The organism is Serratia sp. 201 (assembly GCF_037027545.1).
Taxonomy (GTDB): Bacteria; Pseudomonadota; Gammaproteobacteria; order Enterobacterales; family Enterobacteriaceae; genus Serratia; species Serratia bockelmannii.
Genome location: NZ_JAXCHC010000001.1, coordinates 527,583 through 552,481, shown reverse-complemented (window position 1 = coordinate 552,481; position 24,899 = coordinate 527,583). Strand labels below are relative to the sequence as shown.

The window sequence follows — 24,899 nt, the reverse complement described above, 5'->3', positions numbered from 1 at the left end:
GTGGTATTAATGGAGGATAGCGGATTACCGTTGAAGCGGCGGAAAGGAGCAACCATGAGCATCATTCATCGCCTGGCGCAGCCGGACGATCTCAACGGCCTGTTAGCCTTGTATCGCGAGCTGCGCCCGCAGGACGCGCCGCTGCGCACCGACGATGCGCGCCGCACCCTGCAACGTCTGCTGGACGATTCGGCGATCCGTCTGGTGGTGGCAGCGGACGAGGAACAACCGATCGCCACCTGCATGCTGGCGCTGATCCCGGGGCTGGCGCACCAGGCGCAGCCGTTCGGCGTCATCGAACACGTGGTGACGGCGGAGCCCTACCGCGGCCACGGCGTGGCGCTCGCCATGATCGAATACGCGCTGCAGCTGGCCTGGCGAAAAGGCTGTTACAAGGTGATGCTGTTGTCGGGGCAGCAACGCACCGGCGCGCACCAGCTCTACCTGAAAGCGGGCTTCGACGGCGATCGCGAGCGGGGATTTGTCATCAAACGGCCCGAGGGCCGATAGCGGCCCGCCGCAAACGGGCGGACCGCCAGGCGGGTCATTCGGTGGCGTTTTTCGCCAGGCTGGCGTCTTTTTGGCGACGATAGTCGCGGGCGGCGGCCGGGATCGGCGTCACCTTGCCGGTTTCGATCCAGCTGCGCAGCCGGTTGGCGTCGGCGAAGTGGGTATATTTGCCGAAGGCGTCCAGCACCACCAGCGACACCGAGCGGTTACCGATCATGGTGCGCATCGCCAGGCAGTGGCCCGCCTGGTTGGTGAAGCCGGTCTTGGTCAGCTGGATGTTCCATTTCGGGTTGTACACCAGGTGGTTGGTGTTGCGGAACGGCAGCGTGTAGTTCGGGTCTTTGAAGCTGGCCATGCGCTCGGTGGTGGTGCTGAGCTGGCCGATCAACGGGTATTGTTTGGTGGCGATCAGCAGCTTGGTCAGATCGCGCGCCGTCGACACGTTATGAATAGAGAGCCCGGTCGGTTCCACATAATGGGTATTGGTCATGCCGAGCGCCCTGGCCTTGGCGTTCATCGCTTTGATGAAGGCGTTGTAGCCCCCTGGATAGTGGTGCGCCAGGCTGGCGGCCGCGCGGTTTTCCGACGACATCAGCGCGAGCAGCAGCATGTCCTTGCGGCTGATTTCGCTGTTCAGCCGTACCCGCGAATACACCCCTTTCATCTCCGGCGTCTGGTGGATGTCCACTGACAGCATCTCGTCGAGCGGCAGGTGCGCGTCCAGCGTGACCATGGCGGTCATCAGCTTGGTGATCGAGGCGATCGGCACCACTTCATCCGGGTTGCGCGCGTACATCACCTTATGGGTTTGCATATCGACAACCATCGCGCTGCCGGAGGCCAGCTCCGGCTGGGTGGCGTGTACGGCGGCGGCGTTGTCGCTGGCCAGCGCGCGCGGCGCAAAGCCTGCGCCCGCCTGCAAAGCGAGCAGGGTCAGAACCAAAACACGTATTTTCACAGGCATTACTCTGAAATGGGGGCTTGAACTCAGCGAATTATATGTGAGGGTTCAGCGCTTGGCACTGGGATTGTATGGCGGATTTGTGACAAATTCTGTCGGCCGAAAAACGACGCAGCCCGCGGGCGCTCTGGGATGAACGCCCGCGTAGAAAAAGTTACAGCGCCGGCTGCCAGGCCGACTGAGGCAGCAGGTACAGCCCCGGCGTTTGCCGCGCCCCGGCGCCGACGATATGGCCGATGCCGGCCGCCATCACCGCCAGCGTCACGTCGAAGGCGTTGAGGCTGTCGCCATAGCCGGCGGTCAGGTTGAACATCGAGCCATTGGCCAGCAAATAGACCGTCTTTTCATTCAGTTGGTAAGCGTTCACATAAGGCATCGGCTCGTGGTGCGGCAAGCCCTTGAGGAAGCCGACGTCGATCTCTTCCGCCACGTGGCCGACGTTGAGGATAAACACGCCGTCCTGCGCCTGTTGCAGATGCTGCGCCGAGAGCACGTTTTTCGCGCCGGTCGCGGTGGCGATCACGTCCGCCTGCGCGATCGCGCTCGCCAGATCCACCACCTGCCAGCCGTCATAACGCGCCTGCAGCGCGCGCGCCGGATCGATTTCCGCCACCATCACCTGGCCGCCGTAGGCCCTGGCCGCCGCTGCCGTCCCCTGCCCGACCAGGCCGTAACCGATCACCAGCACGCGCTTCTCGTGCAGCGTCAAATGGGTGGTCTGGAAGAAGGTATGCCAGGCGGTCAGCCCAACCATATGCCGATTGTGCAGCCCTTCTTTCACCGGCAGATCGTCCCAGTTGAAGATCGGATAGCGCGGCGCCACGCCGTTCAACCGGCTGATGCCCGAGCCGGTGGCCTCCAGCCCGGCGACGATCTGCGGGCCACCCGGCGACTGGTGCAGACGGGTGGTCAGATCCGCCCCCATTTCGCACAGGTGGGTCGGCCGCCAGGCCAGCGCGCGGTCGAAAGATTCCGACCATTCGCCGGCGCTCATGTCACGCCAGGCATAGGCCTGCGCGCCCCGCCGTTCCAGCCAGGCCACCACATCGTCCTGCACCGTGGTGGGATTGCAGGTGGTCAGGAAGATCGCCGCGCCCTTGTCCAGCAGGCCGGCCACCAGCGGCGCCATTTTCAAATCCAGGTGCATGTTGCACGCCAGCCGCACCCCGTGCAGGTCCGGCAACGCCGCCATCGCAGCCCGGGTGCGCGGCATATGACGCGTCGCCCAGCTCAATTCGCTCTCGAAGTCCTGATACATCCGTTGCTCCTCTGATGTGCCCCGCCGCCAGGCGTGGCAAAAAATTATCCCGCGCGGCCGAGCCGGCGGATCGCCTGCGGCGACAGGCCAAAGACGCGGATAAACGCCCGTCTCATGCGTTCTGGATCGCTGAACCCCACCGAACGGGCGATCGCCTCCAGCGGCTCGGCGCTCTCTTCGACGCGTACCCTGGCCGCCTCTACCCGCAGCTGCTCGATCACCTTGGCCGGCGTCTGCCCGGTTTCGGCGCGGAACAGCCGGCCGAACTGACGCTCGCTCAGGCAGGCGGCGTCAGCCAGATCCGCTACCGACAGCGGCAGGTGCAAATGTTCGCGCGCGAACGACAGCGCTGCACGCATGCGATCCGACGACGGATTCAGCGCCAGCAGCAGCGAGTACTGCGACTGCCCGCCGGGGCGTCGGTGGTAGACCACCAGCTGCCGCGCCACGGCCGCCGCCAGGGTGGCGCCCAGATCGTCTTCGATCAGCGCCAACGCCAGATCGATGCCGGCACTGATGCCGGCCGAGGTCCAGATATCGCCATCGCGAATGAAAATGCGGTTGCTGTCGACACGGATACGCGGATAACTCTGCTGCAATCGCGCCGCGTGATACCAGTGGGTGGTGGCGCGCTTGCCGTCCAGCAAGCCGCAGGCCGCCAGAATAAACGCGCCGGTGCACACGCTGGCGATGCGGCGCGCACGCCGGCTGTGGGTTGTCAGGAACCCCGTCAGCGCCGGTGACTGCGCCGCCATCACGTTGCCGCTGCCGCCAGCCACCACCAGCGTATCGAAACGCTCGTCGCCGCATGGCTGCGTGGCGATCTCCACCCCGGCCGAGCTGGCGACCATGCCACCCTGCGGCGAAATCGCCACGCAGCGGTAGGCCGGCGGATCGGTAAACTGGTTGACATTATCGAACGCCGCCAGCGGGCCGGCAAAGTCCAGCAGGTTGAAACCGGGAAAGACCACAAAACCGATCGTGTTCATGATGGCGCTTTTTGAGGGTTATCTGTCATATCAGCCAAAAACAGGGCGGCTATTATGGCCCAGGTCCAACGATAAAAATGAGGCGAATGTCATGTCTGAACCACTCGTGATTGTATTTCCCATCTATCAAGGCGTCACCCAACTCGACTTCACCGGCCCGCTGCAGTTTCTGCGCCGCATGCCGGGCGCGGAAATCATCGTCGCTTCGGTAGACGGCGCGGATGTCGAATCGGAAGGCTTGCACTTCACTCAGCTGCGCCCGCTGCCGGAGATCGCGCGCTGCGACGTGCTGTGCGTGCCGGGCGGCAGCGGCTGCACCCAGGCATTACAGGATGAAGCATTCATGCGGCAAATCCGTCGGCTGGGCACCGATGCTCGCTACCTGACCTCGGTGTGTACCGGTTCACTGATCCTAGCCGCCGCCGGGCTATTGCTGGGTAAACGCGCCGCCTGCCACTGGTCTATGCGCGATAGCCTGAAGCTGTTCGGCGCCATACCCAGCGCTGCTCGCGTAGAACGCGACGGCAACGTAATCAGCGGCGGCGGCGTCACCGCCGGCATCGATTTCGCGCTGGCGCTGATCGCCGAACTGCACGGCGAAGACACCGCTCAGACGATCCAACTTTATCTGGAATACGCCCCGGCCCCGCCGTTCGAGGGCGGCACGCCGGAACTGGCCCCGCCGCACATTTACGCCAAGGTACAGGCACAAATGGCGGAAAGCCTGGCGCGGCGCAGAGCGTTGGTGGCCCAAATCGCCCAAGGCTAGCGATCGGGCGTATACTTGCCCTTATGCGTCAGCCACATAAGGAGTAAGGAATGACCGATTTGGCCCACTACATTACGGACTACGGTTACTGGGCGTTGTTTATCGGCTGCCTGGCGGAAGGGGAGACCATCACGCTGCTGGGCGGCATCGCCGCCCACGAAGGGCTGCTGCACTGGCCGTGGGTGATCGCGGTGGTGGCGCTGGGCGGCATGATGGGAGACCAGTTGCTGTACTTCGCCGGCCGCCGGTTTGAAGGCCGCGTCATCTCGCGGCTCAAGGGACAGGAAAAGCGCATCGCGCGCGCCAGAAGGCTGATCGCTCGCCACCCGATGCTGTTCGTTATCGGGGTGCGCTTTATGTACGGTTTCCGCATCATCGGCCCGGTGCTGATCGGCGCCAGCCGCCTGCCGCCGTCGCGCTTCGTACCGCTCAATATCCTCGGCGCTATTTTATGGGCGACGATCTTCGTCATGCTCGGTTATTTTGGTGGCCAGGCGATCGAACGCTTCGTTACCGGCTTCGACAAAAAACTCTCCGGCCTGCTGTTTGTCGCGCTGGCGATCGCCGCCATCCTGCTGGTGCGTTTCTGGTGGCGTAAACGCCACCCGGAGTAAGCAAACGCAGCGGGCGTCAGCTTTCCTGCGGCGCCGTGCGCATCAGCTCGACCAGCTCGCGCGCCGCCTTGTCCAACGGGCGGTTCTTCAGCCAGATCAAATGCATCGGCAAGCGCAGTTCGTTCTTGGTATTTTTGAATTTCAGCCGCACCAGCCGCCCCTGCGCCAGCAGCGGCTCGGCCAGCGACAGCGGGAAATTTCCCCACCCCAGCCCCGCCTCCACCATGTTCAGCGCCATCGGTAGGCTGTCGGTGCGCCAATACGCCTCCGCCACCTGCGGACGCAGATCGCCGATCGGCAGATCGCGGCTGGCCACCATGATCTGCCGCACGTTGACCAGATCTTCGAGAAACAGCTCACCCGCCGCGCCGTCCAGCGCCGGATGCTGCGGCGACAGCATCGCCACCAGCGATTCCGCGCCGACGAAGTGAAACTGTTCCGCGCTGTTGACGTTCAGCCCGCCGAACGCCAGACAAACGCCGATGCGCTCCTGATGCAGCATGTGCAGCACGTCGTCCTGCGGCGCGCTGAGCACTTCAATGTTCAGCAGCGGATAACGCTGCGACAGCGTTTTCACCGCCGCCAGCAGGCCGGCGCCGTTAATATCCGACGCCACGCCGATCGAAAGCCGGCTCTCCAGCCCCTGGGATAGCTCGATGGCGTGCACCTGCAGCTGCTTGAGCTGCCCGGCGATCAGGCGGGCGTGCGGCGCCAGGGCCAGCGCCAGCGCGGTCGGCGTCGGTTCGCGGTGAGAACGGTCGAACAAGGCGAAACCGAGCTCCGCCTCCATGTTGGCGATGCCCATGCTGACCGCAGACGGTACGCGCCGCAACGCGCGGGCGGCGGCGGAAAATGAGCCGCGGTCGAGCACCGCCAAAAACAGTTCGATGTTGTCGCTGGAAAAATTCATCGCTCAACCTGTCAGAAAAACTGACAGCTCCTGACTTTTTCTATCAATGTGATTGACGTTATCTTAGCCGCCGTCGCCACAGAGGCAACTAAAAACAGATCGGGAGAAAACGATGCAAGGCGTCAAACGCAAACTGGTGTATGTCACCGCTTATGAAATCATCGGCATGGCGATCTCGGCGCTGGGGCTGGCGCTGCTGTCGGGCCATGCGCCAAGCAGCACCGGGCCGCTGGCGGTGGTGATCACCACCATCGCGGTAAGCTGGAACTTTATTTACAACTATTTATTCGAGTGGTGGGAAAGCCGCCAGGTGTCGCGCACCCGCACGCTCAAACGCCGCATTTTGCACGCCGTCGGCTTTCAGCTGACGCTGGTGGTGTATCTGATCCCGCTGATCGCCTGGTGGATGGGCATCACGCTGTGGCAGGCGCTGCTGCTGGATATGGCGCTGATCGTCATCATTCCTTGCTACACCTTCCTGTTTAACTGGGCGTTCGACAAGCTGTTCGGCCTGCCGGCTTCGGCTCTGCCGGCCGGTGAATCCGCCTAAGCCTGCTCCTCGTCCGATTCGCCTGCGCACGCTCATTGCCGCGCAGGCGCCATCGCTTTATTTTCCGCCCGCCTTCCCCCCTCACGCAAAATAACCTCCAAATCCCTTTAATTTGCACGGTAATTATTATTCTGTGATTTCAATCACTTTTATCGTTCGATATTTCCGTGTTGATAATGAGACTCATCTTACTGAATAATATGCGTTTTTGTTTTCAGTTTAAAAAATACACACCATTGTTCACACTTTGTACGCAGGTTTTTTTGCCACATTTATCGGGAAACGGTAGCATGCCACGCCGTTATTTAATGGCGGCTGTATACACAATAAACAGCGGAATGATGCCACGACCTCATTCTCATTACGATTGTTAATGGCAATCGTTTGCTCTGCAGCTCAGAGCGGAGTTCATCATAGACAGGTAAACAGGACGGATAATGCACTCACAAAAAAAGTCGGCGGATGACAAACACGCCGCCAGAAGACGCTGGCTAGACTCTCATGAATCCGGTTATCACAAAAGCATGGGCAACCGGCAAATCCAAATGATCGCCATCGGTGGCTCCATCGGTACCGGCTTGTTCCTCGGTACCGGCGGCCGTCTCGAGTTGGCCGGGCCGGCGCTGGCGCTGGTCTACCTGGTGTGCGGGATTTTCTCTTTCTTCATCCTGCGCGCGCTGGGCGAACTGGTGCTGCATCGCCCTTCCAGCGGCAGCTTCGTTTCTTACGCCCGCGAGTTTCTCGGTGAGAAAGCCTCTTACGTCGCCGGCTGGATGTATTTCCTCAACTGGGCGATGACCGGCATCGTCGACATCACCGCGGTGGCGCTATATATGCACTACTGGGGCACCTTTGCCGACGTGCCGCAGTGGCTGTTTGCCCTCGGCGCGCTCGGCATCGTCGCCACCATGAACATGATCGGCGTGAAGTGGTTCGCCGAGATGGAGTTCTGGTTCGCGCTGATCAAGGTCGTCGCTATCGCGCTGTTCCTGATTGTCGGCGTCGTCTTCCTCGGCACCGGCACCCCGGTCGCCGGCCACACCACCGGCATGCACCTGATCACCGAAAACGGCGGCATGTTCCCGCACGGCCTGCTGCCGGCGCTGGTGCTGGTGCAAGGGGTGATCTTCGCCTTCGCCGGCATCGAGCTTATCGGCACCGCCGCCGGCGAGTGTAAAGATCCGGCTAAAATGATGCCCAAAGCGATCAACAGCGTGATCTGGCGTATCGGTCTGTTCTACGTCGGCTCCGTGGTGCTGCTGGTGCTGCTGCTGCCGTGGAACGCCTATCAGGCCGGCCAAAGCCCGTTCGTGACCTTCTTCAGCAAGCTGGGCGTGCCTTACATCGGCACCATCATGAACATCGTGGTGTTGACCGCCGCGCTGTCCAGCCTCAACTCCGGCCTCTATTCCACCGGCCGCATCCTACGTTCACTGGCGATGGGCGGCTCCGCGCCGAAGCTGATGGCTAAAATGAGCAGCCAGCAGGTGCCTTACGCCGGCATCCTGGTTACCTGCGGCATCTACGTGATCGGCGTGGTGCTCAACTACCTGGTGCCGTCGCGGGTTTTCGAGATCGTGCTAAACATCGCTTCGCTGGGCATCATCGCCTCCTGGGCGTTTATCATCGTTTGCCAGATGCGCCTGCGCAAAGCCGTGCGCGAAGGCCGTGCGCAGCCGGTATCGTTCAGAATGCCGGGCGCGCCGTTCACCTCCTGGCTGACGCTGGCGTTCCTGCTGGTCGTCGTGGTGATGATGGCGTTCGATTATCCGAACGGCACCTGGACCATCGCCACCATTCCGGTGCTGGCGGTGCTGCTGACGCTGGGCTGGTTCGGCCTGCGCAAGCGCGCGCAGGAAGTGAAGCGGGAGCAGCAGGCTCACGAAGAGCAGAACCCGCACTGAATCGACAAACCGCCCTCCGGGGCGGTTTTTTTATCCGCTATAACCGGCCGTAAAACGTCATTCTGGCGCTTTCCGACAGCATGACATCCGGCTGCGCATTGTAGGCCAGCACCACCAGCATGCGCGTGGTGTCGCCTTCGGTCGGCGTCACCCGGTGCATGGCGTTGCGCCCGCGAAACAGCACTAAATCCCCCTCCTCCATCGCCAGCTGTTTGACCGCCCGCTCACCGTCCAGCACCTGCGTGACCCCGGCATAGTTCATCTCGCCGCGGTCGGCGTCGCGCAGGTTCTCCACGTATTCGAAACGGCCGCCCCCCTGCGGTTTCTGGATCAGCAGCGTGATGGCGAATGAGGAGTTGTCAAAATGCCAGCCCAGTTCCTGACCGGTGTGGGCGTAATGCAGGTTGATCGACGACAGCCGATCGGCGTAGGGATACAGCTGCGCCTCATCCAACACCGCGCAGAGAAACTCGCGAAACGCCGGAGCATCGTACAGCGCACGCAGCGGCGACTGCGATGGGATATCCTCGTCGGTAATGCAGCCCTTGGATGACACCACCAGCCGGTTGCGCGCATGGTCGGCCGGCAGCGCGTCGTCCTGCGGCCGTAGATACACGTTGTGTTTGCTGCTGGCGTAAAACGCCGCGTGGTGCTGTTCGGCACCTTCCAGCCTTACCGTCGCCAGCGCGGCGGGGCGCAGAAATCCCGGCAGCACCAGCGCGCCGGCGCGCGCCAGCGTTTGCCTGCAACGGGCGCGGAATGCGGCGTCGTCGATGGGATGGGCGGACAGATCGATAATATCGGCAAGTTGCGGCATGACGTTCCCCTCGTGTGCGATAGCCGGATGCTTCTCACTGTAGCGAATGGCGCATTGCCGCCATAACAAAAATACGTTATGGATAAGCTAACGAATTCTTAGCGATAGTCCTGCCCATGCCGCCACCGTCCCGTGCTCGCCTGCCCAAGCTGAGCGCCATTCTGGCGTTCGAAACCGCCGCTCGCACCGGCAGCCTGGCCCGTGCGGCGGATGTGCTGGCGCTGACCGCCGCCGCCGTCAGCCAGCAAATCCGCCAGCTCGAACAGCATCTGGGCATCACGCTGTTCATTCGCGCCAAAAGCGGCGTCACGCTGACCGAACAGGGCGCGGACTACCTGGCCTACGTGCAGGAGGCGTTCGAAACGCTGCGCGTGGCGCAGCAGCACGTCGAACGCCAGCGCGGCAAACAGGCGCTGACGGTGTTCGCCCTGCCGGCGCTGGCGTCTAAATGGCTGAATCCGGCGCTGGGCGACTGGCTGGCGCAGTGCCCCGACGGCGATTTGCGGCTGCACGCCACCCATGCGGCGGTCGATTTCGCCCATTCGGCGGCGGATTTCGCCCTGTGCTTCGGCGCTCAGGATTACCCGCTGCTGGAAAAGGTGCAGCTGTTTCAGGATTGGGTGCAGCCGGTGTGCAGCCCGGCGCTGCGCGAGTGCGGCGACTGGACGCAGCTGCCGCTGATCCACGTCGACTGGGGCAAGGAGAGCCAGTTTTTGCCGGGCTGGCACGAGTGGTTCACCGCCGCCGATCGGCCGCCGCCGCCGCGGCGCGGGCTAACCTATAACCTGACCTCGCTGGCCATCGACGCCGCCGTGCAAGGGCGCGGGGTGCTGCTCGGCCAGCGGCGGCTGATCGCCCGTGAACTGGCGGAAGGCCAGCTGGTCACCCTGGCCGAACCGGCGCTGCGGCTCAGCAAACCCTACTACGTAGTTTACCCGCCGCGCACGCTGGAAAAACCCGGCGCAGCGGCGTTTCTCCGTTGGCTGCAGGCGCTGGCTCAGCGCGCGGTATAACCGCCGTCGATGCTGTAAAACGCGCCGGTGGTGAAACTGCTGTCGTCCGAAAGCAGAAAAGCCACCGTTTTCGCCACCTCTTCCCGCGTCGCCATCCTCCCCATCGGGTGCGAAGCGGCCATCTGCGCCCGCGCCGACGCTGGCAGTTTCCCCATCGCTGGCGTATCCACATAGCCCGGCCCGACGGCATTAACGCGCACGCCGCGCGTGGCGAATTCCAGCGCCGCCGAGCGTGTCAGGCCCAGCACGCCATGCTTGGCGGCGGTATAAGGTGCGATCCCGGCGATGCCCACCACGCCGTTGGCGGAAGAGAGGTTCACCACCGCCCCGCCGCCGCCGGCGACGATCGCCGGCAGGCCGTACTTCATGCCGAAAAACGTGCCGCTCAGGCAGGTGGCGATCACCTCGTGCCAATCTTCGACCGCGTACCGATCGATATCCACCTCGTGCGGGCCGGTGATCCCGGCGTTGTTGACCAGTAGATGCAGCGCGCCGCAGCGCCGCACGATCTCTTCAATACCCTGCCGCACCGACGGCGCATCGCGCACGTCCATCCGCAACGTCATCACCCGTCGGCCGTCGGGATCGAGCCGCGCGGCGGCGGCGGCGAGAGGCACTGCGTGGCGGCCGGTCATCACCACCGTGGCGCCGCGCCGAAACAGCTCGCCGGCGATCGCTTCGCCAATGCCGGTGGACGCGCCGGTCACCAGCGCCACCCGATGTTTGAAATCTTGCATAGCCGTTCTCCTGCAACGTTGAACTCAGGGGAACAGGCTAGCGCCGGCAAGTGACAGTTTGCGGCAGCAGCGACAACGCAGCACGTAATGCGCTCACAAACGCCGCAAAGCCCGCTATTTTATGCCTACTTTTTCTCATGCGAGACACCCTGTGGATACCCAACGCTACCTGCAGCATATCGGCTTTACCGGCGGCGCCCGCCCTGACCTCCCCACGTTGCAACAGCTGCACCATCGCCACATGCTGAGCGTCCCGTTCGAGAACCTGAGCATTATTTATCATCAGGGTATTCAGCTGACGCCGGAGGCGCTGTTCAGCAAGGTGGTCGAGCGTAACCGCGGCGGTTTCTGTTATGAGCTGAACACGCTGTTTGCCCTGCTGCTGCGGGAGATCGGTTTCAAGGTGAGCTTCATCTCCGGCGAGATCCGCGCGCGCGACGGCCATTTCGGCCCGCCCTACGACCATCTGGCGCTGCGGGTGGATCTGGCGGGCCAGGCCTGGCTAGTGGATGTCGGTTTCGGCGATTCCTTCCTGACGCCGCTCAAAATCGTCGCCGCCGAGCCGCAACCGCAGGCCAGCGGCACCTTCCACCTGGAGCAGGAAGGCGAGTATTACCTGCTGGAGCGCCGCAACGGCGACCAACGCTCGCATGCCAAAACCCTGTATCGCTTTACCGTTCAGCCGCGTGAATTGCCTGAGTTCGACGAGATGTGCCACTTCCACAGCACTTCGCCGCAGTCGCATTTCACCCAACGCCTGGTGTGCTCACGGCCGACGGAGCACGGCCGGGTGACCCTCAGCGACATGAAGCTGATCGTGACCGAAGATCACCAGCGCCACGAAACGACGCTGCATTCGGAAGAGGAACGCCGCGCCGCGCTGTGGCAGCATTTCGCCATCGATTTGGATCGTTGACGACGCCGGTGGCGCCCTTTTATTACGATTCTGTTACATCGATTGCATAACCGCGCTTGGCTGATTGCCAGCACCGCGGCGGCAGGCATCATAGGGTCATGATTCGGCAACAGAGTGCGAAAATGATCCGTGTGATACTGGTGGATGACCATGTGGTGGTGCGCTCCGGCTTTGCGCAATTGCTCAGCCTCGAGGACGATATCGACGTGGTGGGGCAATACAGCAGCGCGGCGGCGGCCTGGCCGGCATTGCTGCGCGACGACGTCAGCGTCGCGGTGATGGACATCGCCATGCCGGATGAAAACGGCCTGAGCCTGTTGAAACGCCTGCGGGCGCAGAAGCCGCAGTTCCGCGCAATCATCCTCAGCATCTATGACTCCCCCACCTTCGTGCAGAGCGCGCTGGACGCCGGCGCCAGCGGCTATCTGACCAAACGCTGCGGGCCGGAAGAACTGGTGCAGGCGGTGCGCTCCGTCGAGATGGGCGGCCATTACCTGTGCGCCGACGCGCTGCGGGCGCTGCGCGGCGGCGAGCAGCCGGCCACGGCGCTGGAAGTGCTGACCCCGCGCGAGCGTGAAATATTCGATCTGCTGGTCAGAGGTGACAGCGTAAAGGAGATCGCTTTCAAGCTCGATCTCAGCCATAAAACGGTACACGTACATCGCGCCAACGTCCTGGGCAAGCTGCAGTGCAACAGCACCATTGAGCTGGTGCATTTCGCCCTCGAACATCAGCTGCTGGCGGGGCATTGATGTCACTCCGCTCACGGCGCTGGGTTATCTCGCTGTTTATCCTGTTGGCCTGGGGCAGTGGCTGGCTGATGCTGTGGACGCTCGGCTTCTATCTGACCCACAACGGCAATCAGGCAGCGCTGTTTCTGTCTCACGGCGTCTATCTCGCGCTGCTGATCTTGCTGGCGCGCCGCTATTGGCCCGCTCTGATAATACCGCCGGTGCTGCTGCTGTTCTGGCTGCACGGCGAACGCCTGCTGAGCGGCTACGGCCTGCTGGCCGCGCCGTTCATCACCCTGCTCCCGGCCGCGCTCGCGCAGCGATTCTGGCGCCGTTTTCCGCTCTACTGGCAGCGGCTGACGCTGCTGCTGGCTACCGTGACCGCCGCCTCGCTGCTCAATACCGCCCTGCTGTCGCCTTTCGCGCACAGCCCGGCGATGTTGCTCGGCCTGGCGTCGTTTACCGGCGGCGTTTTGCTGACCCCGTTCGTCTACCTGATCTTTGAATTTCTGCGCCAACAGCACCGTTACCACCTGCTGGGGCTGGACACCACCAACCCGCCGCTGCGCGCGTCCTTAATCATCTGGTGCAGCCTGTTTTTCGTTATCGGCATCGGTACGCAGATGGTGCTGTCGCCGGAAATCGAGCGCCTGCTGCTGATCGTGGTGTTTTTGCCGAACGTGGTGATGGCGTGGAAGTTCGGTTGGCAGGGCGGCGTGTTGTCCGGCCTGCTCGGCAGCATGATGATCACCCTCGCCCGGCAGGTCGGCGTGGGGTTCGGCAATCTGGTCGAGCTGGAAATCTTTCTGGCGACGCAGGCGCTGCTCGGCATCGGCCTGGGCATCGCCATCAGCCGCCAGCAACACCTGGCGCAAAACCTGCACCATTATCGCCGACGCCTGGAAGAAGAGCTGGCGGCGCGGCGGGCGCTGACCGAAAAACTGATCCACACCGAAGAAGACACGCGAAAGAACCTGGCGCGCGAGCTGCACGATGAAATCGGCCAGAACATCACCGCGATTCAAATCCAGTCGCAGCTGGTCAAGCGGGCGCGCGATCCGGCGCAAACCCAGGCCGCCGCGAACCAGATAGCCGATCTCGCCCGGCGCATTCATCACTCCACGCGCCAGCTGCTGCGCCAGCTTCGCCCGCCCGCGCTGGACGAGCTGGCGTTCAAAGACGCGCTTCACCACCTGCTGAATGAATTCGCCTTTAGCGAACGGGGCATCCGTTGCCATTTCGACTACCGACTCATCGACACGCCCGCCGGCGAGACGGTGCGCTTCACCCTCTACCGGCTGCTGCAAGAGCTGCTCAACAACGTGTGCAAACACGCCGAAGCCAGCGAAGTCGCCATCGTCTTGTATCAACAGGGTGAGCTTTTGCACCTCGAGGTGCGGGATAACGGCATCGGCATCCGTGCGGACAAGGTGCCTGGCTTCGGCATTCAGGGGATGCGCGAACGGGTCAGCGCACTCGGCGGCGAACTGACGCTGGAAACGCAGCGCGGCACCCGGGTAATTGTTAACCTGCCCACAAATTTGCAACAAACCGCCGACTAACTAGGAAAAAGTCTTAGCCACTCCGGACTTTCTCTCATCCCCTTTCCCTTTCACCTTCTTATAGTCAGCACCAGGGAGGCGGCTATGCAAGCACGCTCGGCATCTGAAATCGATCATCGTTACCGCGCGCTGCGCCCGCGACTGCTGCTGTATATGGTCATCGGGTACGCCGCCTTTTACCTGACGCGCAAAAGCGTGAATTACGTGCTGCCGGCGCTGCAAACGGATTTGGGGCTGGATAAAGGGGACATTGGCCTGCTCGGCTCGCTGTTTTATCTGAGCTACGGCCTGTCGAAATTCGCCGCCGGGTTGTGGCACGACGACCATGGGCAGCGCGGGTTTATGGGGATCGGCCTGTTCGCCACCGGTTTGCTGAACGTGGCGTTCGCCTTCGGCGAATCGCTGACGCTGCTGCTGGCGGTCTGGGCGCTGAACGGCTTCTTTCAGGGCTGGGGCTGGCCGCCCTGCGCGCGGCTGCTGACCCACTGGTATTCGCGCAATGAGCGTGGCTTCTGGTGGGGCTGCTGGAATATGTCGATCAACCTCGGCGGCGCGATCGTGCCGTTGATCAGCGCCTTCGCCGCCCAGCGCTGGGGCTGGCAGGCGGCGATGTTGATCCCGGGGGCCGTCAGCATGGTGCTGGGCATCTGGCTCACGCGGCAGCTGACAGGCACGCCGCAGGAAGAAGGCCTGCCGTCGGTCGGCCAGTGGCGCCACGATCCGCTGGAGCTGCGCCAGGAACAGCAAAGCCCGCCGATGGGGCTGTGGCAGATGTTGCGCACCACGATGCTGAAGAACCCGATGATCTGGCTGCTCGGCGTCTCTTACGTGCTGGTCTACCTGATCCGCATCGCGTTGAACGACTGGGGCAACCTGTGGCTGACGGAAAGCCACGGCGTCAACCTGCTCAGCGCCAATGCGACGGTGATGCTGTTCGAGATAGGCGGCCTGCTCGGCGCGCTGTTCGCCGGCTGGGGCTCGGATGTGCTGTTCGGCGGGCAGCGCGCGCCGATGATTTTGCTGTTCACGCTCGGGCTGATGGTTTCCGTCGCCGCGCTGTGGCTGGCGCCGGTGCATCACTACGCGCTGCTGGCGGGCTGTTTTTTCGCGGTGGGCTTCTTTGTCTTCGGCCCACAGATGCTGATTGGCCTCGCCGCCGTGGAATGCGGGCACAAAGGCGCCGCGGGCTCCATCACCGGCTTTCTCGGCCTGTTCGCCTATCTGGGGGCGGCGCTGGCGGGCTGGCCGCTGTCGCGGGTTATCGAAGGCTATGGCTGGTCAGGCATGTTCAGTTTGCTGTCGATCGCCGCCGTTCTTATGGGTTTATTGCTGATGCCGCTGCTGATGGCGAGCGTTACCACCTCTACCGAGAGAAGGATAAAACAATGAAAAAAACGTGGGTCACTACCCTGATAGCATCCGGCATCGCGTTGGCCACGCTGAGCGGCGCCGCGCACGCCAAGGGCCGCCTGGTGGTTTACTGCAGCGCCACCAATGAAATGTGCGAAGCGGAAACCAAAGCCTTCGGCGAGAAATATGACGTGAAAACCGCGTTTATCCGCAACGGTTCCGGCAGCACGCTGGCAAAAGTGGACGCCGAGAAGAAGAACCCGCAGGCGGACGTCTGGTACGGCGGCACGCTCGATCCGCAATCCCAGGCCGGTGAAATGGGGCTGCTGCAACCGTACAAATCGCCCAACCTCGAACAAGTCATGACGCAATTCCGCGATCCAGCCAAGCTGAAAGGCAACTACTCCTCGGCGGTCTACGTCGGCATTCTCGGCTTTGGCGTCAATACCCAGCGCCTGAAAGAGAAAAACCTGCCGGTGCCCAAGTGCTGGAAAGACCTGACCAAACCGGAATACAAAGGCGAGATTCAAATCGCCGATCCGCAAAGTTCCGGCACCGCCTACACCGCGCTGGCGACCTTTGCCCAACTGTGGGGAGACGATCAGGCGTTCGATTACCTCAAGCAGCTGAACGCCAACGTTTCGCAGTACACCAAGTCCGGCATTGCCCCGGCGCGCAACGCCGCCCGCGGCGAAACGGCGATCGGCATCGGTTTCCTGCATGACTACTCGCTCGAAAAAGAACAGGGCGCGCCGCTTGAGCTGATCTCGCCGTGTGAAGGCACCGGCTACGAAATCGGCGGCGTCAGCATCCTCAAAGGCGCGCGCAACCTCGATAACGCCAAACTGTTCGTGGACTGGGTGCTGTCGAAAGAGGCGCAGGAGCTGGCGTGGAAGAAAGGCAAATCCTATCAGATCCTGACCAACACCACCGCCGATACCTCGCCGAACTCGCTGAAGCTCGACGATCTGAAACTGATCAACTACGACATGGACAAGTACGGCTCGACCGAGGTCCGCAAGGCGCTGATCAATAAATGGGTCAGCGAAGTCAAGATGGGTAAATAAACCCACATTCTGCGCCTGTTGCCGGGTAAGCTTCACGCCTTACCCGGCCTGAACATCCGGGAAACTTATGTCACATACACATGCACTCCATCTCGTGAAAAAACGAGATGCAATATTCCTTTGGGTTTTGCTTGGCTGGCTGGCGTTCGCCCTGCTGCCGAGCTGGAGCCTGGATTACGGCCTGCTGGAGTCCACCGGCGATGAAATCCTCGCGGCCTACGGCTGGTCACACCGCAATATCAGCTGGCTTTGGTGCCTGCTGCCGAGCCTGCTGCTGCTGCGTCCTTACGCTGCGGCGGGCCGTGAGCAGCGGCGCCGCCACGCGTTCGATGCCGGCTGGGCACTGCTGTGCATGGCCTTTATCGTCGTCAGCGCCACGGTGGCAGGACGCGGTTTAGGCTACGCCCCCCTGGTGCAATTGACCTCGCTGGGCGCCATCATGACGCTGGCGCTGACCCGCCTCGACTGGCTGGGCGGCGACCGTTTCGTTATCGGTGCGCTGGTCACCATCGTGGCGCTGATCGGCGTCTTCATCGTCTGGCCGAGCATCGCGATTTTCATTCCGATGTTCACCGACCAGACGGGGGCATTCGCGCCGCTGGCGTTTATGAACGTGCTGTCGCAGGCGCATATCGTTCAGGTGATCCTCAACTCCATCGCCCTGTCGATCGCGGTGGGCGCCGGCTGCACCTTCTTCGGCCTGGTGCTGGCGATTTACACCACCCGCATCGCCAAGCGCAGCGCCATTATCGGCCGCATCTTCTCCATCCTGCCCATCGTCACGCCGCCGTTCGTCGTCGGCCTGGGCGTCACGCTGATGATGGGGCGTTCCGGCTACGTCACCGAGTGGATGGTGGCCTGGTTCGGCCTGACCAACACCAACTGGCTGTACGGCTTTACCGGCATCTGGCTGGCGCAGGTGCTGGCATTCACGCCGATGGCGTTCATGATCCTCGACGGCGCGATCAAGACCATTCATCCTTCGCTGGAAGAGGCCTCTTACACCCTGCGCGCCAGCCGTTGGCAAACCTTTAACGGCGTGTTCGTGCCGCTGCTGAAACCGGCGCTGGCCAACGCGTTTCTGATCGTGGTGGTGCAATCGCTGGCCGACTTCAGCAACCCGCTGGTGCTCGGCGGCAACTTCGACGTGCTGGCGACGCAAATCTATTTCTACATCACCGGCTCGCAGCTCGACTATCAGGCCGCCAGCACCCTCGGCGCCTTCCTGCTGCTGTTCTCGCTGCTGGTGTTCTGCATCCAGTACCTGTGGATCGGCAAGCGTTCCTACGTCACCGTGTCCGGCAAATCCTACCGCGGCGACGTACAGCCGCTGCCGGTCACGCTGGTATGGGGCGTGATCGCGCTGCTGGCGGTGTGGGTAGCCTTTAACGCCCTGCTCTACGGCAGCATTTTCTACGGCAGCTTCACCGTCAACTGGGGGGTGGATTACACGCTGACGCTGGATAACTTCATCAAGCTGTTCGGCCAGGGCATGAGCGACGGCGCGTGGCCTTCGCTGCTCGACACGCTGCTGTACGCCGGGATCGCCGCGCCGATCACCGCCGCCTTCGGTCTGCTGATCGCCTGGATCGTGGTGCGCCAGCAGTTCAAGGGCAAAAAGACCATCGAGTTCACCACCATGCTGTGCTTTGCGGTGCCGGGCACCGTGGCGGGCGTCTCTTACATTCTCGCCTTTAACAGCGCGCCGGTGTACCTCACCGGGACGGCCGCCATCGTGATTATCTCGATGGTGATGCGCAACGTGCCGGTGGGCATTCGCGCCGGGATCGCCGGGCTGGGCCAGATAGACAAATCGCTGGACGAAGCCTCGCTCAGCCTGCGCGCCGGCTCGCTGCGCACCATCACGCACATCCTGCTGCCGCTGCTGCGCCCGGCGATCCTGTCGGCGCTGATCTACAGCTTCGTGCGCGCCATCACTACCGTCAGCGCCATCGTCTTCCTGGTCACCCCCGATACCCGCGTGGCCACCGCCTACATCCTCAACCGCGTGGAAGACGGCGAATACGGCGTAGCGATCGCCTACGGTTCAATTCTGATCGTGGTGATGCTGGCGATTATTTTCCTCTTTGACTGGCTGATCGGCGAGGCACGCATCTCCCGTTCAAAAGCCAAAAACCAGGCGTAATGGAGCCCATGATGAGCCAGAAAAATTTCGTTGAACTGCGTAACGTCTCCAAACGGTTCGGCAGCAACACGGTAATCGATAACATCACGCTCACCATCCCACGGGGGCAAATGGTGACGCTGCTCGGCCCTTCCGGCTGCGGCAAGACCACCATTTTGCGCCTGGTGGCCGGGCTGGAGAAACCGAGCGACGGGCAGATATTCATTGATGGTGAAGACGTTACCCATCGTTCCATCCAGCAGCGTGACATCTGCATGGTGTTTCAGTCTTATGCCCTGTTCCCGCATATGTCGCTGGGGGAGAACGTCGGCTATGGGCTGAAGATGCTCGGCATTCCGCGCGCCGAAGTGAAAGCGCGCGTGCAGGAAGCGCTGGCGATGGTGGATCTGGCGGGGTTCGACGATCGCTATGTCGATCAGATCTCCGGCGGTCAACAGCAGCGCGTGGCGCTGGCGCGCGCGCTGATCCTCAAGCCGAAAGTGCTGCTGTTCGACGAGCCGTTGAGCAATCTCGACGCCAACCTGCGCCGCAGCATGCGCGAAAAGATCCGCGAGCTGCAAAAGCAGTTTGATATCACTTCGCTGTACGTTACCCACGATCAGAGCGAGGCTTTCGCGGTCTCCGACACCGTGCTGGTGATGAACAAGGGCCATATCATGCAGATGGGCTCGCCGCAGGATCTCTATCGGCAGCCGGCGTCGCGCTTTATGGCGAGCTTTATGGGGGACGCTAACCTGTTCCCGGCCAACTTCAGCGCCGATCATGTCGATATCAGCGGCTATCGCCTGCCACGTCCTGCGCATTTTGCCGCCCAGGGCACCGGCACGGTGGGCGTGCGACCGGAGGCGATCACGTTGAGTGAGCATGGCGATGAAAGCCAGCGCTGCGTGATCCAACATGTCGCCTACATGGGGCCGCAGTATGAGGTGACGGTGGCATGGCACGGGCAGCAGATTTTGCTGCAGGTTAACGCCACCCGCCTGCAGCCGAACGTCGGCGAGCACTATTATCTGGAAATTCATCCCTACGGCATGTTTATGCTGGCGGACGCGGCATAATAAGCATCACTCTTAAGCGTTAGAATAACGGTCATTCCGTATGGAATGACCGAAAATAACTGCCAAAAAAAACCGTATTTATCTATTTTTACAATTCCACCCAAGTCCTTGTTCAGCCGAGAAATAAATACATCCGCATTCATTAAAAAATAACCAATAAGGCCACCGAGGGTGATATTTTTATTTGGATAGGGTAAGCTTAATCCCGCAGTCGAAATTATTTAACGGCCAACTCAAGGAGAAATTCATGAGCAACAATGCAAACGCACAGGCGCAGCTGGATAATTTACGCAACGTCGCTTCCCAGCTGAAGGAAATGCGCCACTATGCGCAGGCGAATACCGAGACGCTCTCCGCACACTGGCTGGCCTTCGATCAGGGGGAATGCAAAAATAAGGCGTTCGCCGAAGCCATTAACGACCTGTTGAATAAACAGGGCGCCTGCCTGGAAGGGCTGGAAAAAACCATTCAGGATATCGAGATAGAATTAAATCGTCTTGATAAAGCCGCCTGATAATACATATTTAAATAAACCCGCCGCGCGCGGGTTTATTTTTAGCTGCGGCAGATGACGCGCGCAATATCCCCTGACGTCGTCAGCGCGCGTATTTCGCTGAACAGTTCAGTTGCTTCATCATATTCTTTACGCAAATAGCCCAGCCACTGTTTGATGCGCGCCACGTGATACAGACCGGTGTCGCCCTGCTTTTCCAGATGGACGTATTTTTGCAGCAGCTCAACCACCTGCGGCCAGGGCATACGCGGTTCGTTATACTTCACCACCCGGCTCAGGTTCGGCACGTTGAGCGCGCCGCGCCCCAGCATGATGGCGTCGCAGCCGGTCGCCTGCAGGCAATCCTGCGCGCTCTGGTAATCCCAGATCTCGCCGTTGGCGACAACCGGGATGCTCAGCCGCTGACGGATCTCACCGATCGCCGCCCAGTTGATGCGATCCGCCTTGTAACCGTCCTCTTTGGTGCGGCCGTGCACCGTCAGTTCGCTGGCGCCCGCCTGCTGCACCGCATCGGCGATTTCAAAGCTGCGGCTGGAGGAATCCCAGCCCAGACGCACCTTCACCGTGACCGGCAGATGGGCCGGCACCGCCGCGCGCATCGCCTTGGCGCCCTGGTAGATCAATTCCGGATCTTTGAGCAGCGTCGCCCCGCCGCCGCTGCCGTTCACCAGCTTGGACGGGCAGCCGCAGTTGAGATCGACGCCGTAAGAGCCCAGCTCTACCGCACGCGCGGCGTTCTCCGCCAGCCACTGTGGGTACTGCCCCAGCAGCTGTACCCGCACCTGTGTGCCCGACGGCGTGCGGCTGGCGTGACGCAGCTCCGGGCACAGCCGGTAGAACGACTTGGCCGGCAGCAGCTGATCGACCACGCGCAAAAATTCGGTGATGCACAGATCGTAGTCGTTCACTTCGGTGAGCAACTCACGCACCAAAGAGTCGAGAACGCCCTCCATCGGAGCCAATAATACGCGCATGACCAATCCCAGCTAAAAAAAGACCCGCAATGATACGGGTGAATGCCCGCGCCAGACAAGCCTCTGCGGGCATTAAAAATGCCGTCAGCCTAGCCGGCGAATCGGTTGACCCGCGAGGAACGCCGCTATGTCCTCGACCGCCTCGGTGAAGTAGGCGCGATAGTTGTCGTCCGCCACGTAACCCACATGCGGCGTCGCCAGCACGTTGGGCAATTGACGGAATGCATCGTCGGCCGGCAGCGGTTCCGTCTCGAACACGTCCAGCCCGGCGCCGGCAATCTTCCGCTGTTGCAGCACGTCCACCAGCGCCACCCGATCGACGATCCCCGCGCGCGAGGTGTTGATCAGGTAAGCAGTGGGCTTCATCGCCATCAATTCGTCGCGCCCCACCAACCCGCGGCTGCGATCGCTCAGCACCAAGTGAATGGAGACAAAATCGCTCTGCTCAAACAGCGCCCGCTTGGACGGCGCCAGCAAAGCGCCCTCCTGCGCCGCCCGTTCCGCCGTCAGGTTCTGGCTCCAGGCCAGCACCCGCATGCCGAACGCCTGTGCCACCTTGGCCATTTGGCCGCCGATCTTGCCCAACCCCAGCAGCCCCAGCGTCTTGCCCTGCAGGGTGACGCCGAGATCCCGTTGCCACGGACCGTTGTTTTGCAGCCCGACGCTTTCCGGCACGATATGCTTCGCCAACCCGAGCAGCAGCGCCCAGGTCAGCTCCATCGGCGCCGCCGATCCGCTGCTGGTGCCGCATACCACCACGCCGCGCTCGGCGGCGGCGGCCAAATCGATAGAAGCGTTGCGCATGCCGGAGGTGATCAGCAGCTTCAGCTTCGGTAGCCGCGCCAGCAGCGAGGCAGTCATCGGCGTGCGTTCGCGCATGATGACCAGAATGTCGCACTCCTGCAGATGCACCGCCAGCTCCGTCTCATCGGTAAAGTGCGCGCTGATGGCGGACACCGCCACCCGATCGGCCAGCGCCGACCAGTCCGCCATCTTGAGCGCCACCTGCTGGTAATCATCGAGAATTGCGCACTTCAATTTCATCTCCGTCTCCTGGAATGTAGGGTTAGCCACCGTCCAGCCTAGTACGAAAATGCCGTTCCGCCAGGCAAAAAAAAAGCCGCCCGTATCGGCGGCTTACTCTTTGAGCAATCAGGCTTATTCGGCCGGCTTGCGACTACGTGGACGACGCGAGGCCGGCGCGCCGGAACGGCGTTGACCGTCCCCCTGCGGGCGAGCGTTACCGTTACCGTTGCCACGGTTTTCACGCTGGCCGCCGTTCGCGTTACCGCTGCGCTGACCGCCGCCGTTACCGGAACGCTGGCCACCGCCGTTGCCGCGCGGCGCGCCGCGTCCGCCGCCCTGGCGGCCGTTGATGATCGGCTCGGCCTTGATGGTCGGATCCGGCTCGTAGCCCGGCAGCGCAATGCGCGGAATTTCACGCTTCAGCAGACGCTCGATGTCGCGCAGCAGCTTGTGTTCATCCACGCACACCAGCGAGATAGCTTCACCGGTGCGTTCCGCGCGGCCGGTACGGCCGATACGGTGCACATAGTCTTCCGGCACGTTAGGCAGCTCATAGTTCACCACGTGCGGCAGCTGGTCGATATCCAGACCGCGCGCCGCGATATCGGTTGCCACCAGCACGCGGATGCGGCCATCTTTGAAATCGGCCAGCGCACGGGTACGGGCGCCCTGGCTCTTGTTGCCGTGGATCGCCGCAGCGGTGATGCCGTCTTTGTTCAGCTGTTCCGCCAGGTGGTTGGCGCCGTGCTTGGTGCGGGTAAAGACCAGCACCTGTTTCCAGTCGCCTTCGCCGATCATCTGCGACAGCAGTTCCCGCTTACGCTTCTTGTCGACGAAGTGCACGCTCTGCTCGATCTGCTCGGACGCGGTATTGCGGCGCGCCACTTCCACCGAGGCCGGGTTATGCAGCAGTTTGTTGGCCAGCGCCTTGATGTCGTCGGAGAAGGTTGCGGAGAACAGCAGGTTCTGGCGCTTGGCCGGCAGCTTGGCCAGCACGCGACGGATGTCGTGGATAAAGCCCATGTCCAGCATGCGGTCCGCTTCGTCCAGCACCAGAATTTCGATTTTGGACAGGTCAACCGCGTTCTGATGTTCCAGATCCAGCAGACGGCCCGGCGTCGCCACCAGGATATCGACGCCGCCGCGCAGCTTCATCATCTGCGGGTTGATGCTCACGCCGCCAAACACCACCAGCGAACGCAGGCGCAGGTGTTTGCTGTAGGCCTCGACGTTTTCGCCGATCTGCGCCGCCAGCTCACGGGTTGGCGTCAGGATCAGCGCGCGCACCGGGCGACGGCCTTTGACCGGATGGTCATGCTTGCTCAGCAGCTGCAACAGCGGCAGGGTAAAACCGGCGGTTTTACCGGTGCCGGTCTGAGCGCTGGCCATCAGGTCACGACCTTCCAGCACGACAGGGATAGCCTGACGCTGGATTGGCGTCGGTTCGCGATAGCCCTGTTCTTCAACAGCGCGCACAATTTCAGCACTTAAGCCGAGGGTTTCAAATGACATAAAGAGAAAAACTCCAGATCCCCCCTAACCTAACGGTGTTCGGTGCAGTTTCCTGGGAGGATGATCAGACGGGGCATTAAGCATGACCACGAGGGATTGGCACAAACTGCAGTGCACCAGGCGCCGATTGTAACAGAAGTCGCGCAATAAAAAGCACTTTTACGCACCTAGAGCACAATCTGCCGTAAATTCAGCATTGTCTGAAGCCGATCACATAACTCATTGTGGTTAGTGGTTGCGTTTTAGACAATCTGGCATAAAGTTAATCATATGATTGATTAACTTCGAGCGTGACCCATGTCAGCTTCCGTCCCTCATCAGGCCGCCGGCCGGGCGCGCGGCGAGCAAACGCGCCGGCAACTGCTCGCCGCGGCGACCGAACTGTTCGGTGAATATGGCCTGGAAGGCGCCACCACGCGCGACATCGCCCAGCGCGCCGGCCAGAATATCGCCGCCATCACCTACTACTTCAGCTCCAAAGAGGGGCTGTACCTGGCCGTGGCGCAGTCGCTCGCCGATTTCATTCAGCAGGCGTTCGCCCCGCTGGTCGCGGAAGTCGATCGCTTCCGGCAAGAACCAGCCGCACAACGGTCATCTGACGCGGCGCTGCGCTTGTTGCAACGTGGCCTGCTGGCCTTCAGCGAGCTGATGACCCAACCGCACACGCTGAACCTGAGCAAAATCATGTCGCGCGAACAGCTCGCCCCGACCGAGGCCTATCCGCTGATCCACAGCCAGGTGATCGCGCCGATGCACGAGCGGCTGTGCCGCCTGCTGTCGGCCGCCACCGGCATCGACGAACACGCCCCCCGCCTCGTATTGCATACCCATGCGCTGATCGGCGAGGTGCTGTCGTTCCGCGTGGCGCGCGAAACTATCCGCCGTCAGGCAGGTTGGCAAGACATTGGCGAGGGCGAAGCGGCGCAAATCGCGGCGGTACTGAGCGAACATATTGAGATTCTGGTTACTGGGCTGCGCCAACGTCATGGCGCGTAAATTCAGGCAGGGAGT

The 24,899-nt window shown here is 62.0% G+C and carries 24 protein-coding genes; 15 read left to right on the top strand and 9 right to left on the bottom strand.

The window, feature by feature from the left end:
• Positions 1-54 precede the first annotated feature (54 nt).
• Positions 55-510 carry a GNAT family N-acetyltransferase gene (locus WA302_RS03090; protein ID WP_336062785.1) on the top strand — a complete coding sequence of 152 codons (456 nt, stop codon included), beginning with the start codon at positions 55-57 and terminating at the stop codon, positions 508-510.
• Between the two features lie 34 nt (positions 511-544).
• Here WA302_RS03090 and pbpG read toward each other — a convergent pair whose 3' ends face one another.
• The 3 genes from pbpG to WA302_RS03075 form a co-directional block, all read right to left on the bottom strand.
• Positions 545-1,474, bottom strand: a complete 930-nt coding sequence (pbpG, locus tag WA302_RS03085) for a D-alanyl-D-alanine endopeptidase (protein ID WP_025301951.1) — start codon at positions 1,472-1,474, stop codon at positions 545-547.
• Positions 1,475-1,625: 151 nt separating this feature from the next.
• A complete protein-coding gene (locus WA302_RS03080) occupies positions 1,626-2,729 on the bottom strand; it encodes an adenosylhomocysteinase (protein ID WP_025301950.1) in 1,104 nt (367 codons plus the stop codon).
• Positions 2,730-2,773: 44 nt separating this feature from the next.
• Positions 2,774-3,718, bottom strand: coding sequence for a GlxA family transcriptional regulator (locus WA302_RS03075; protein ID WP_197836983.1), 945 nt, complete (start codon positions 3,716-3,718; stop codon positions 2,774-2,776).
• A gap of 91 nt (positions 3,719-3,809) precedes the next feature.
• Here WA302_RS03075 and WA302_RS03070 point away from each other — a divergent pair, with 91 nt between their 5' ends.
• The gene (locus WA302_RS03070) at positions 3,810-4,487 is read left to right on the top strand and encodes a DJ-1/PfpI family protein (protein WP_025301948.1); all 678 of its coding nucleotides are present in this window, start codon (positions 3,810-3,812) and stop codon (positions 4,485-4,487) included.
• Positions 4,488-4,537: 50 nt separating this feature from the next.
• Entirely contained in the window at positions 4,538-5,101 is a 564-nt protein-coding gene (locus tag WA302_RS03065) for a DedA family protein (protein ID WP_025301947.1), read from the top strand.
• Between the two features lie 16 nt (positions 5,102-5,117).
• Here the strand turns inward: WA302_RS03065 and WA302_RS03060 are convergent, their stop codons facing one another.
• Positions 5,118-6,011, bottom strand: coding sequence for a LysR family transcriptional regulator (locus tag WA302_RS03060; RefSeq protein WP_025301946.1), 894 nt, complete (start codon positions 6,009-6,011; stop codon positions 5,118-5,120).
• 112 nt (positions 6,012-6,123) lie between these two features.
• Between WA302_RS03060 and WA302_RS03055 the strand changes: the two genes are divergently transcribed.
• Both WA302_RS03055 and ansP read left to right on the top strand, forming a co-directional pair.
• Positions 6,124-6,561 carry a PACE efflux transporter gene (locus WA302_RS03055; RefSeq protein WP_004939694.1) on the top strand — a complete coding sequence of 146 codons (438 nt, stop codon included), beginning with the start codon at positions 6,124-6,126 and terminating at the stop codon, positions 6,559-6,561.
• A gap of 437 nt (positions 6,562-6,998) precedes the next feature.
• Complete coding sequence (gene ansP / locus WA302_RS03050; RefSeq protein ID WP_025301945.1) at positions 6,999-8,465, top strand: L-asparagine permease; 1,467 nt, start codon at positions 6,999-7,001, stop codon at positions 8,463-8,465.
• A 37-nt stretch (positions 8,466-8,502) separates the two neighbouring features.
• Here the strand turns inward: ansP and WA302_RS03045 are convergent, their stop codons facing one another.
• Positions 8,503-9,282, bottom strand: coding sequence for a HalD/BesD family halogenase (locus WA302_RS03045; RefSeq protein ID WP_025301944.1), 780 nt, complete (start codon positions 9,280-9,282; stop codon positions 8,503-8,505).
• Between the two features lie 116 nt (positions 9,283-9,398).
• Here WA302_RS03045 and WA302_RS03040 point away from each other — a divergent pair, with 116 nt between their 5' ends.
• Entirely contained in the window at positions 9,399-10,295 is an 897-nt protein-coding gene (locus WA302_RS03040) for a LysR substrate-binding domain-containing protein (protein WP_164099932.1), read from the top strand.
• Here WA302_RS03040 and WA302_RS03035 read toward each other — a convergent pair.
• Positions 10,280-11,032, bottom strand: a complete 753-nt coding sequence (locus tag WA302_RS03035) for an SDR family NAD(P)-dependent oxidoreductase (protein WP_336062778.1) — start codon at positions 11,030-11,032, stop codon at positions 10,280-10,282. The genes WA302_RS03040 and WA302_RS03035 overlap by 16 nt on opposite strands.
• Positions 11,033-11,183: 151 nt before the next feature.
• On the opposite strand from WA302_RS03035, the gene WA302_RS03030 reads away from it, so the two are divergent.
• The 8 genes from WA302_RS03030 (at position 11,184) to WA302_RS02995 (ending at position 20,376) form a co-directional block, all read left to right on the top strand.
• Positions 11,184-11,948, top strand: a complete 765-nt coding sequence (locus WA302_RS03030; protein ID WP_049295199.1) for an arylamine N-acetyltransferase family protein — start codon at positions 11,184-11,186, stop codon at positions 11,946-11,948.
• A 122-nt stretch (positions 11,949-12,070) separates the two neighbouring features.
• Positions 12,071-12,700 (top strand): response regulator transcription factor, encoded by a 630-nt coding sequence (locus tag WA302_RS03025; RefSeq protein ID WP_049203928.1) that lies wholly within the window; start codon positions 12,071-12,073, stop codon positions 12,698-12,700.
• Positions 12,700-14,241 carry an MASE1 domain-containing sensor histidine kinase gene (locus WA302_RS03020; protein ID WP_049203816.1) on the top strand — a complete coding sequence of 514 codons (1,542 nt, stop codon included), beginning with the start codon at positions 12,700-12,702 and terminating at the stop codon, positions 14,239-14,241. Before WA302_RS03025 ends, WA302_RS03020 begins: the two co-directional genes overlap by 1 nt.
• 60 nt (positions 14,242-14,301) lie before the next feature.
• Positions 14,302-15,630, top strand: a complete 1,329-nt coding sequence (gene uhpC / locus WA302_RS03015) for an MFS transporter family glucose-6-phosphate receptor UhpC (RefSeq protein WP_256376331.1) — start codon at positions 14,302-14,304, stop codon at positions 15,628-15,630.
• The gene (locus WA302_RS03010; RefSeq protein WP_043136733.1) at positions 15,627-16,658 is read left to right on the top strand and encodes an ABC transporter substrate-binding protein; all 1,032 of its coding nucleotides are present in this window, start codon (positions 15,627-15,629) and stop codon (positions 16,656-16,658) included. Before uhpC ends, WA302_RS03010 begins: the two co-directional genes overlap by 4 nt.
• A gap of 67 nt (positions 16,659-16,725) precedes the next feature.
• Positions 16,726-18,804: an ABC transporter permease gene (locus WA302_RS03005; protein ID WP_141997499.1), complete on the top strand. Its 2,079-nt coding sequence runs from the start codon at positions 16,726-16,728 to the stop codon at positions 18,802-18,804.
• An 11-nt stretch (positions 18,805-18,815) separates the two neighbouring features.
• Positions 18,816-19,862 carry a ferric ABC transporter ATP-binding protein gene (gene fbpC, locus WA302_RS03000; protein WP_025301935.1) on the top strand — a complete coding sequence of 349 codons (1,047 nt, stop codon included), beginning with the start codon at positions 18,816-18,818 and terminating at the stop codon, positions 19,860-19,862.
• Positions 19,863-20,109: 247 nt separating this feature from the next.
• Positions 20,110-20,376: a hypothetical protein gene (locus tag WA302_RS02995; RefSeq protein ID WP_004939738.1), complete on the top strand. Its 267-nt coding sequence runs from the start codon at positions 20,110-20,112 to the stop codon at positions 20,374-20,376.
• Between the two features lie 41 nt (positions 20,377-20,417).
• On the opposite strand, the gene dusC is transcribed toward WA302_RS02995, so the two are convergent.
• From dusC to rhlE, 3 genes are all read right to left on the bottom strand, one after another.
• The gene (gene dusC / locus WA302_RS02990; RefSeq protein WP_025301934.1) at positions 20,418-21,350 is read right to left on the bottom strand and encodes a tRNA dihydrouridine(16) synthase DusC; all 933 of its coding nucleotides are present in this window, start codon (positions 21,348-21,350) and stop codon (positions 20,418-20,420) included.
• 84 nt (positions 21,351-21,434) lie between these two features.
• Positions 21,435-22,394, bottom strand: a complete 960-nt coding sequence (locus WA302_RS02985; protein WP_336062769.1) for a D-2-hydroxyacid dehydrogenase family protein — start codon at positions 22,392-22,394, stop codon at positions 21,435-21,437.
• A 114-nt stretch (positions 22,395-22,508) separates the two neighbouring features.
• Positions 22,509-23,888, bottom strand: coding sequence for an ATP-dependent RNA helicase RhlE (gene rhlE, locus WA302_RS02980; protein WP_025301932.1), 1,380 nt, complete (start codon positions 23,886-23,888; stop codon positions 22,509-22,511).
• Positions 23,889-24,185: 297 nt separating this feature from the next.
• On the opposite strand from rhlE, the gene cecR reads away from it, so the two are divergent.
• Positions 24,186-24,884, top strand: coding sequence for a transcriptional regulator CecR (cecR, locus tag WA302_RS02975; protein ID WP_049208961.1), 699 nt, complete (start codon positions 24,186-24,188; stop codon positions 24,882-24,884).
• Positions 24,885-24,899: the final 15 nt, after the last annotated feature.

What these genes read in the sequence shown, in the direction of transcription:
- WA302_RS03045 (WP_025301944.1), bottom strand. Translation starts at nt 9,282, where the DNA reads ATGCCGCAACTTGCCGATATTATCGATCTGTCCGCCCATCCCATCGAC.
- WA302_RS02995 (WP_004939738.1), top strand. Translation starts at nt 20,110, where the DNA reads ATGAGCAACAATGCAAACGCACAGGCGCAGCTGGATAATTTACGCAAC.
- WA302_RS03090 (WP_336062785.1), top strand. Translation starts at nt 55, where the DNA reads ATGAGCATCATTCATCGCCTGGCGCAGCCGGACGATCTCAACGGCCTG.
- WA302_RS03080 (WP_025301950.1), bottom strand. Translation starts at nt 2,729, where the DNA reads ATGTATCAGGACTTCGAGAGCGAATTGAGCTGGGCGACGCGTCATATG.
- WA302_RS03035 (WP_336062778.1), bottom strand. Translation starts at nt 11,032, where the DNA reads ATGCAAGATTTCAAACATCGGGTGGCGCTGGTGACCGGCGCGTCCACC.
- WA302_RS03010 (WP_043136733.1), top strand. Translation starts at nt 15,627, where the DNA reads ATGAAAAAAACGTGGGTCACTACCCTGATAGCATCCGGCATCGCGTTG.
- WA302_RS03065 (WP_025301947.1), top strand. Translation starts at nt 4,538, where the DNA reads ATGACCGATTTGGCCCACTACATTACGGACTACGGTTACTGGGCGTTG.
- WA302_RS03040 (WP_164099932.1), top strand. Translation starts at nt 9,399, where the DNA reads ATGCCGCCACCGTCCCGTGCTCGCCTGCCCAAGCTGAGCGCCATTCTG.
- WA302_RS03075 (WP_197836983.1), bottom strand. Translation starts at nt 3,718, where the DNA reads ATGAACACGATCGGTTTTGTGGTCTTTCCCGGTTTCAACCTGCTGGAC.
- WA302_RS03055 (WP_004939694.1), top strand. Translation starts at nt 6,124, where the DNA reads ATGCAAGGCGTCAAACGCAAACTGGTGTATGTCACCGCTTATGAAATC.
- pbpG (WP_025301951.1), bottom strand. Translation starts at nt 1,474, where the DNA reads ATGCCTGTGAAAATACGTGTTTTGGTTCTGACCCTGCTCGCTTTGCAG.
- WA302_RS03005 (WP_141997499.1), top strand. Translation starts at nt 16,726, where the DNA reads ATGTCACATACACATGCACTCCATCTCGTGAAAAAACGAGATGCAATA.
- WA302_RS03060 (WP_025301946.1), bottom strand. Translation starts at nt 6,011, where the DNA reads ATGAATTTTTCCAGCGACAACATCGAACTGTTTTTGGCGGTGCTCGAC.
- dusC (WP_025301934.1), bottom strand. Translation starts at nt 21,350, where the DNA reads ATGCGCGTATTATTGGCTCCGATGGAGGGCGTTCTCGACTCTTTGGTG.
- cecR (WP_049208961.1), top strand. Translation starts at nt 24,186, where the DNA reads ATGTCAGCTTCCGTCCCTCATCAGGCCGCCGGCCGGGCGCGCGGCGAG.
- WA302_RS03070 (WP_025301948.1), top strand. Translation starts at nt 3,810, where the DNA reads ATGTCTGAACCACTCGTGATTGTATTTCCCATCTATCAAGGCGTCACC.
- rhlE (WP_025301932.1), bottom strand. Translation starts at nt 23,888, where the DNA reads ATGTCATTTGAAACCCTCGGCTTAAGTGCTGAAATTGTGCGCGCTGTT.
- WA302_RS03020 (WP_049203816.1), top strand. Translation starts at nt 12,700, where the DNA reads ATGTCACTCCGCTCACGGCGCTGGGTTATCTCGCTGTTTATCCTGTTG.
- ansP (WP_025301945.1), top strand. Translation starts at nt 6,999, where the DNA reads ATGCACTCACAAAAAAAGTCGGCGGATGACAAACACGCCGCCAGAAGA.
- fbpC (WP_025301935.1), top strand. Translation starts at nt 18,816, where the DNA reads ATGAGCCAGAAAAATTTCGTTGAACTGCGTAACGTCTCCAAACGGTTC.
- WA302_RS02985 (WP_336062769.1), bottom strand. Translation starts at nt 22,394, where the DNA reads ATGAAATTGAAGTGCGCAATTCTCGATGATTACCAGCAGGTGGCGCTC.
- WA302_RS03025 (WP_049203928.1), top strand. Translation starts at nt 12,071, where the DNA reads ATGATCCGTGTGATACTGGTGGATGACCATGTGGTGGTGCGCTCCGGC.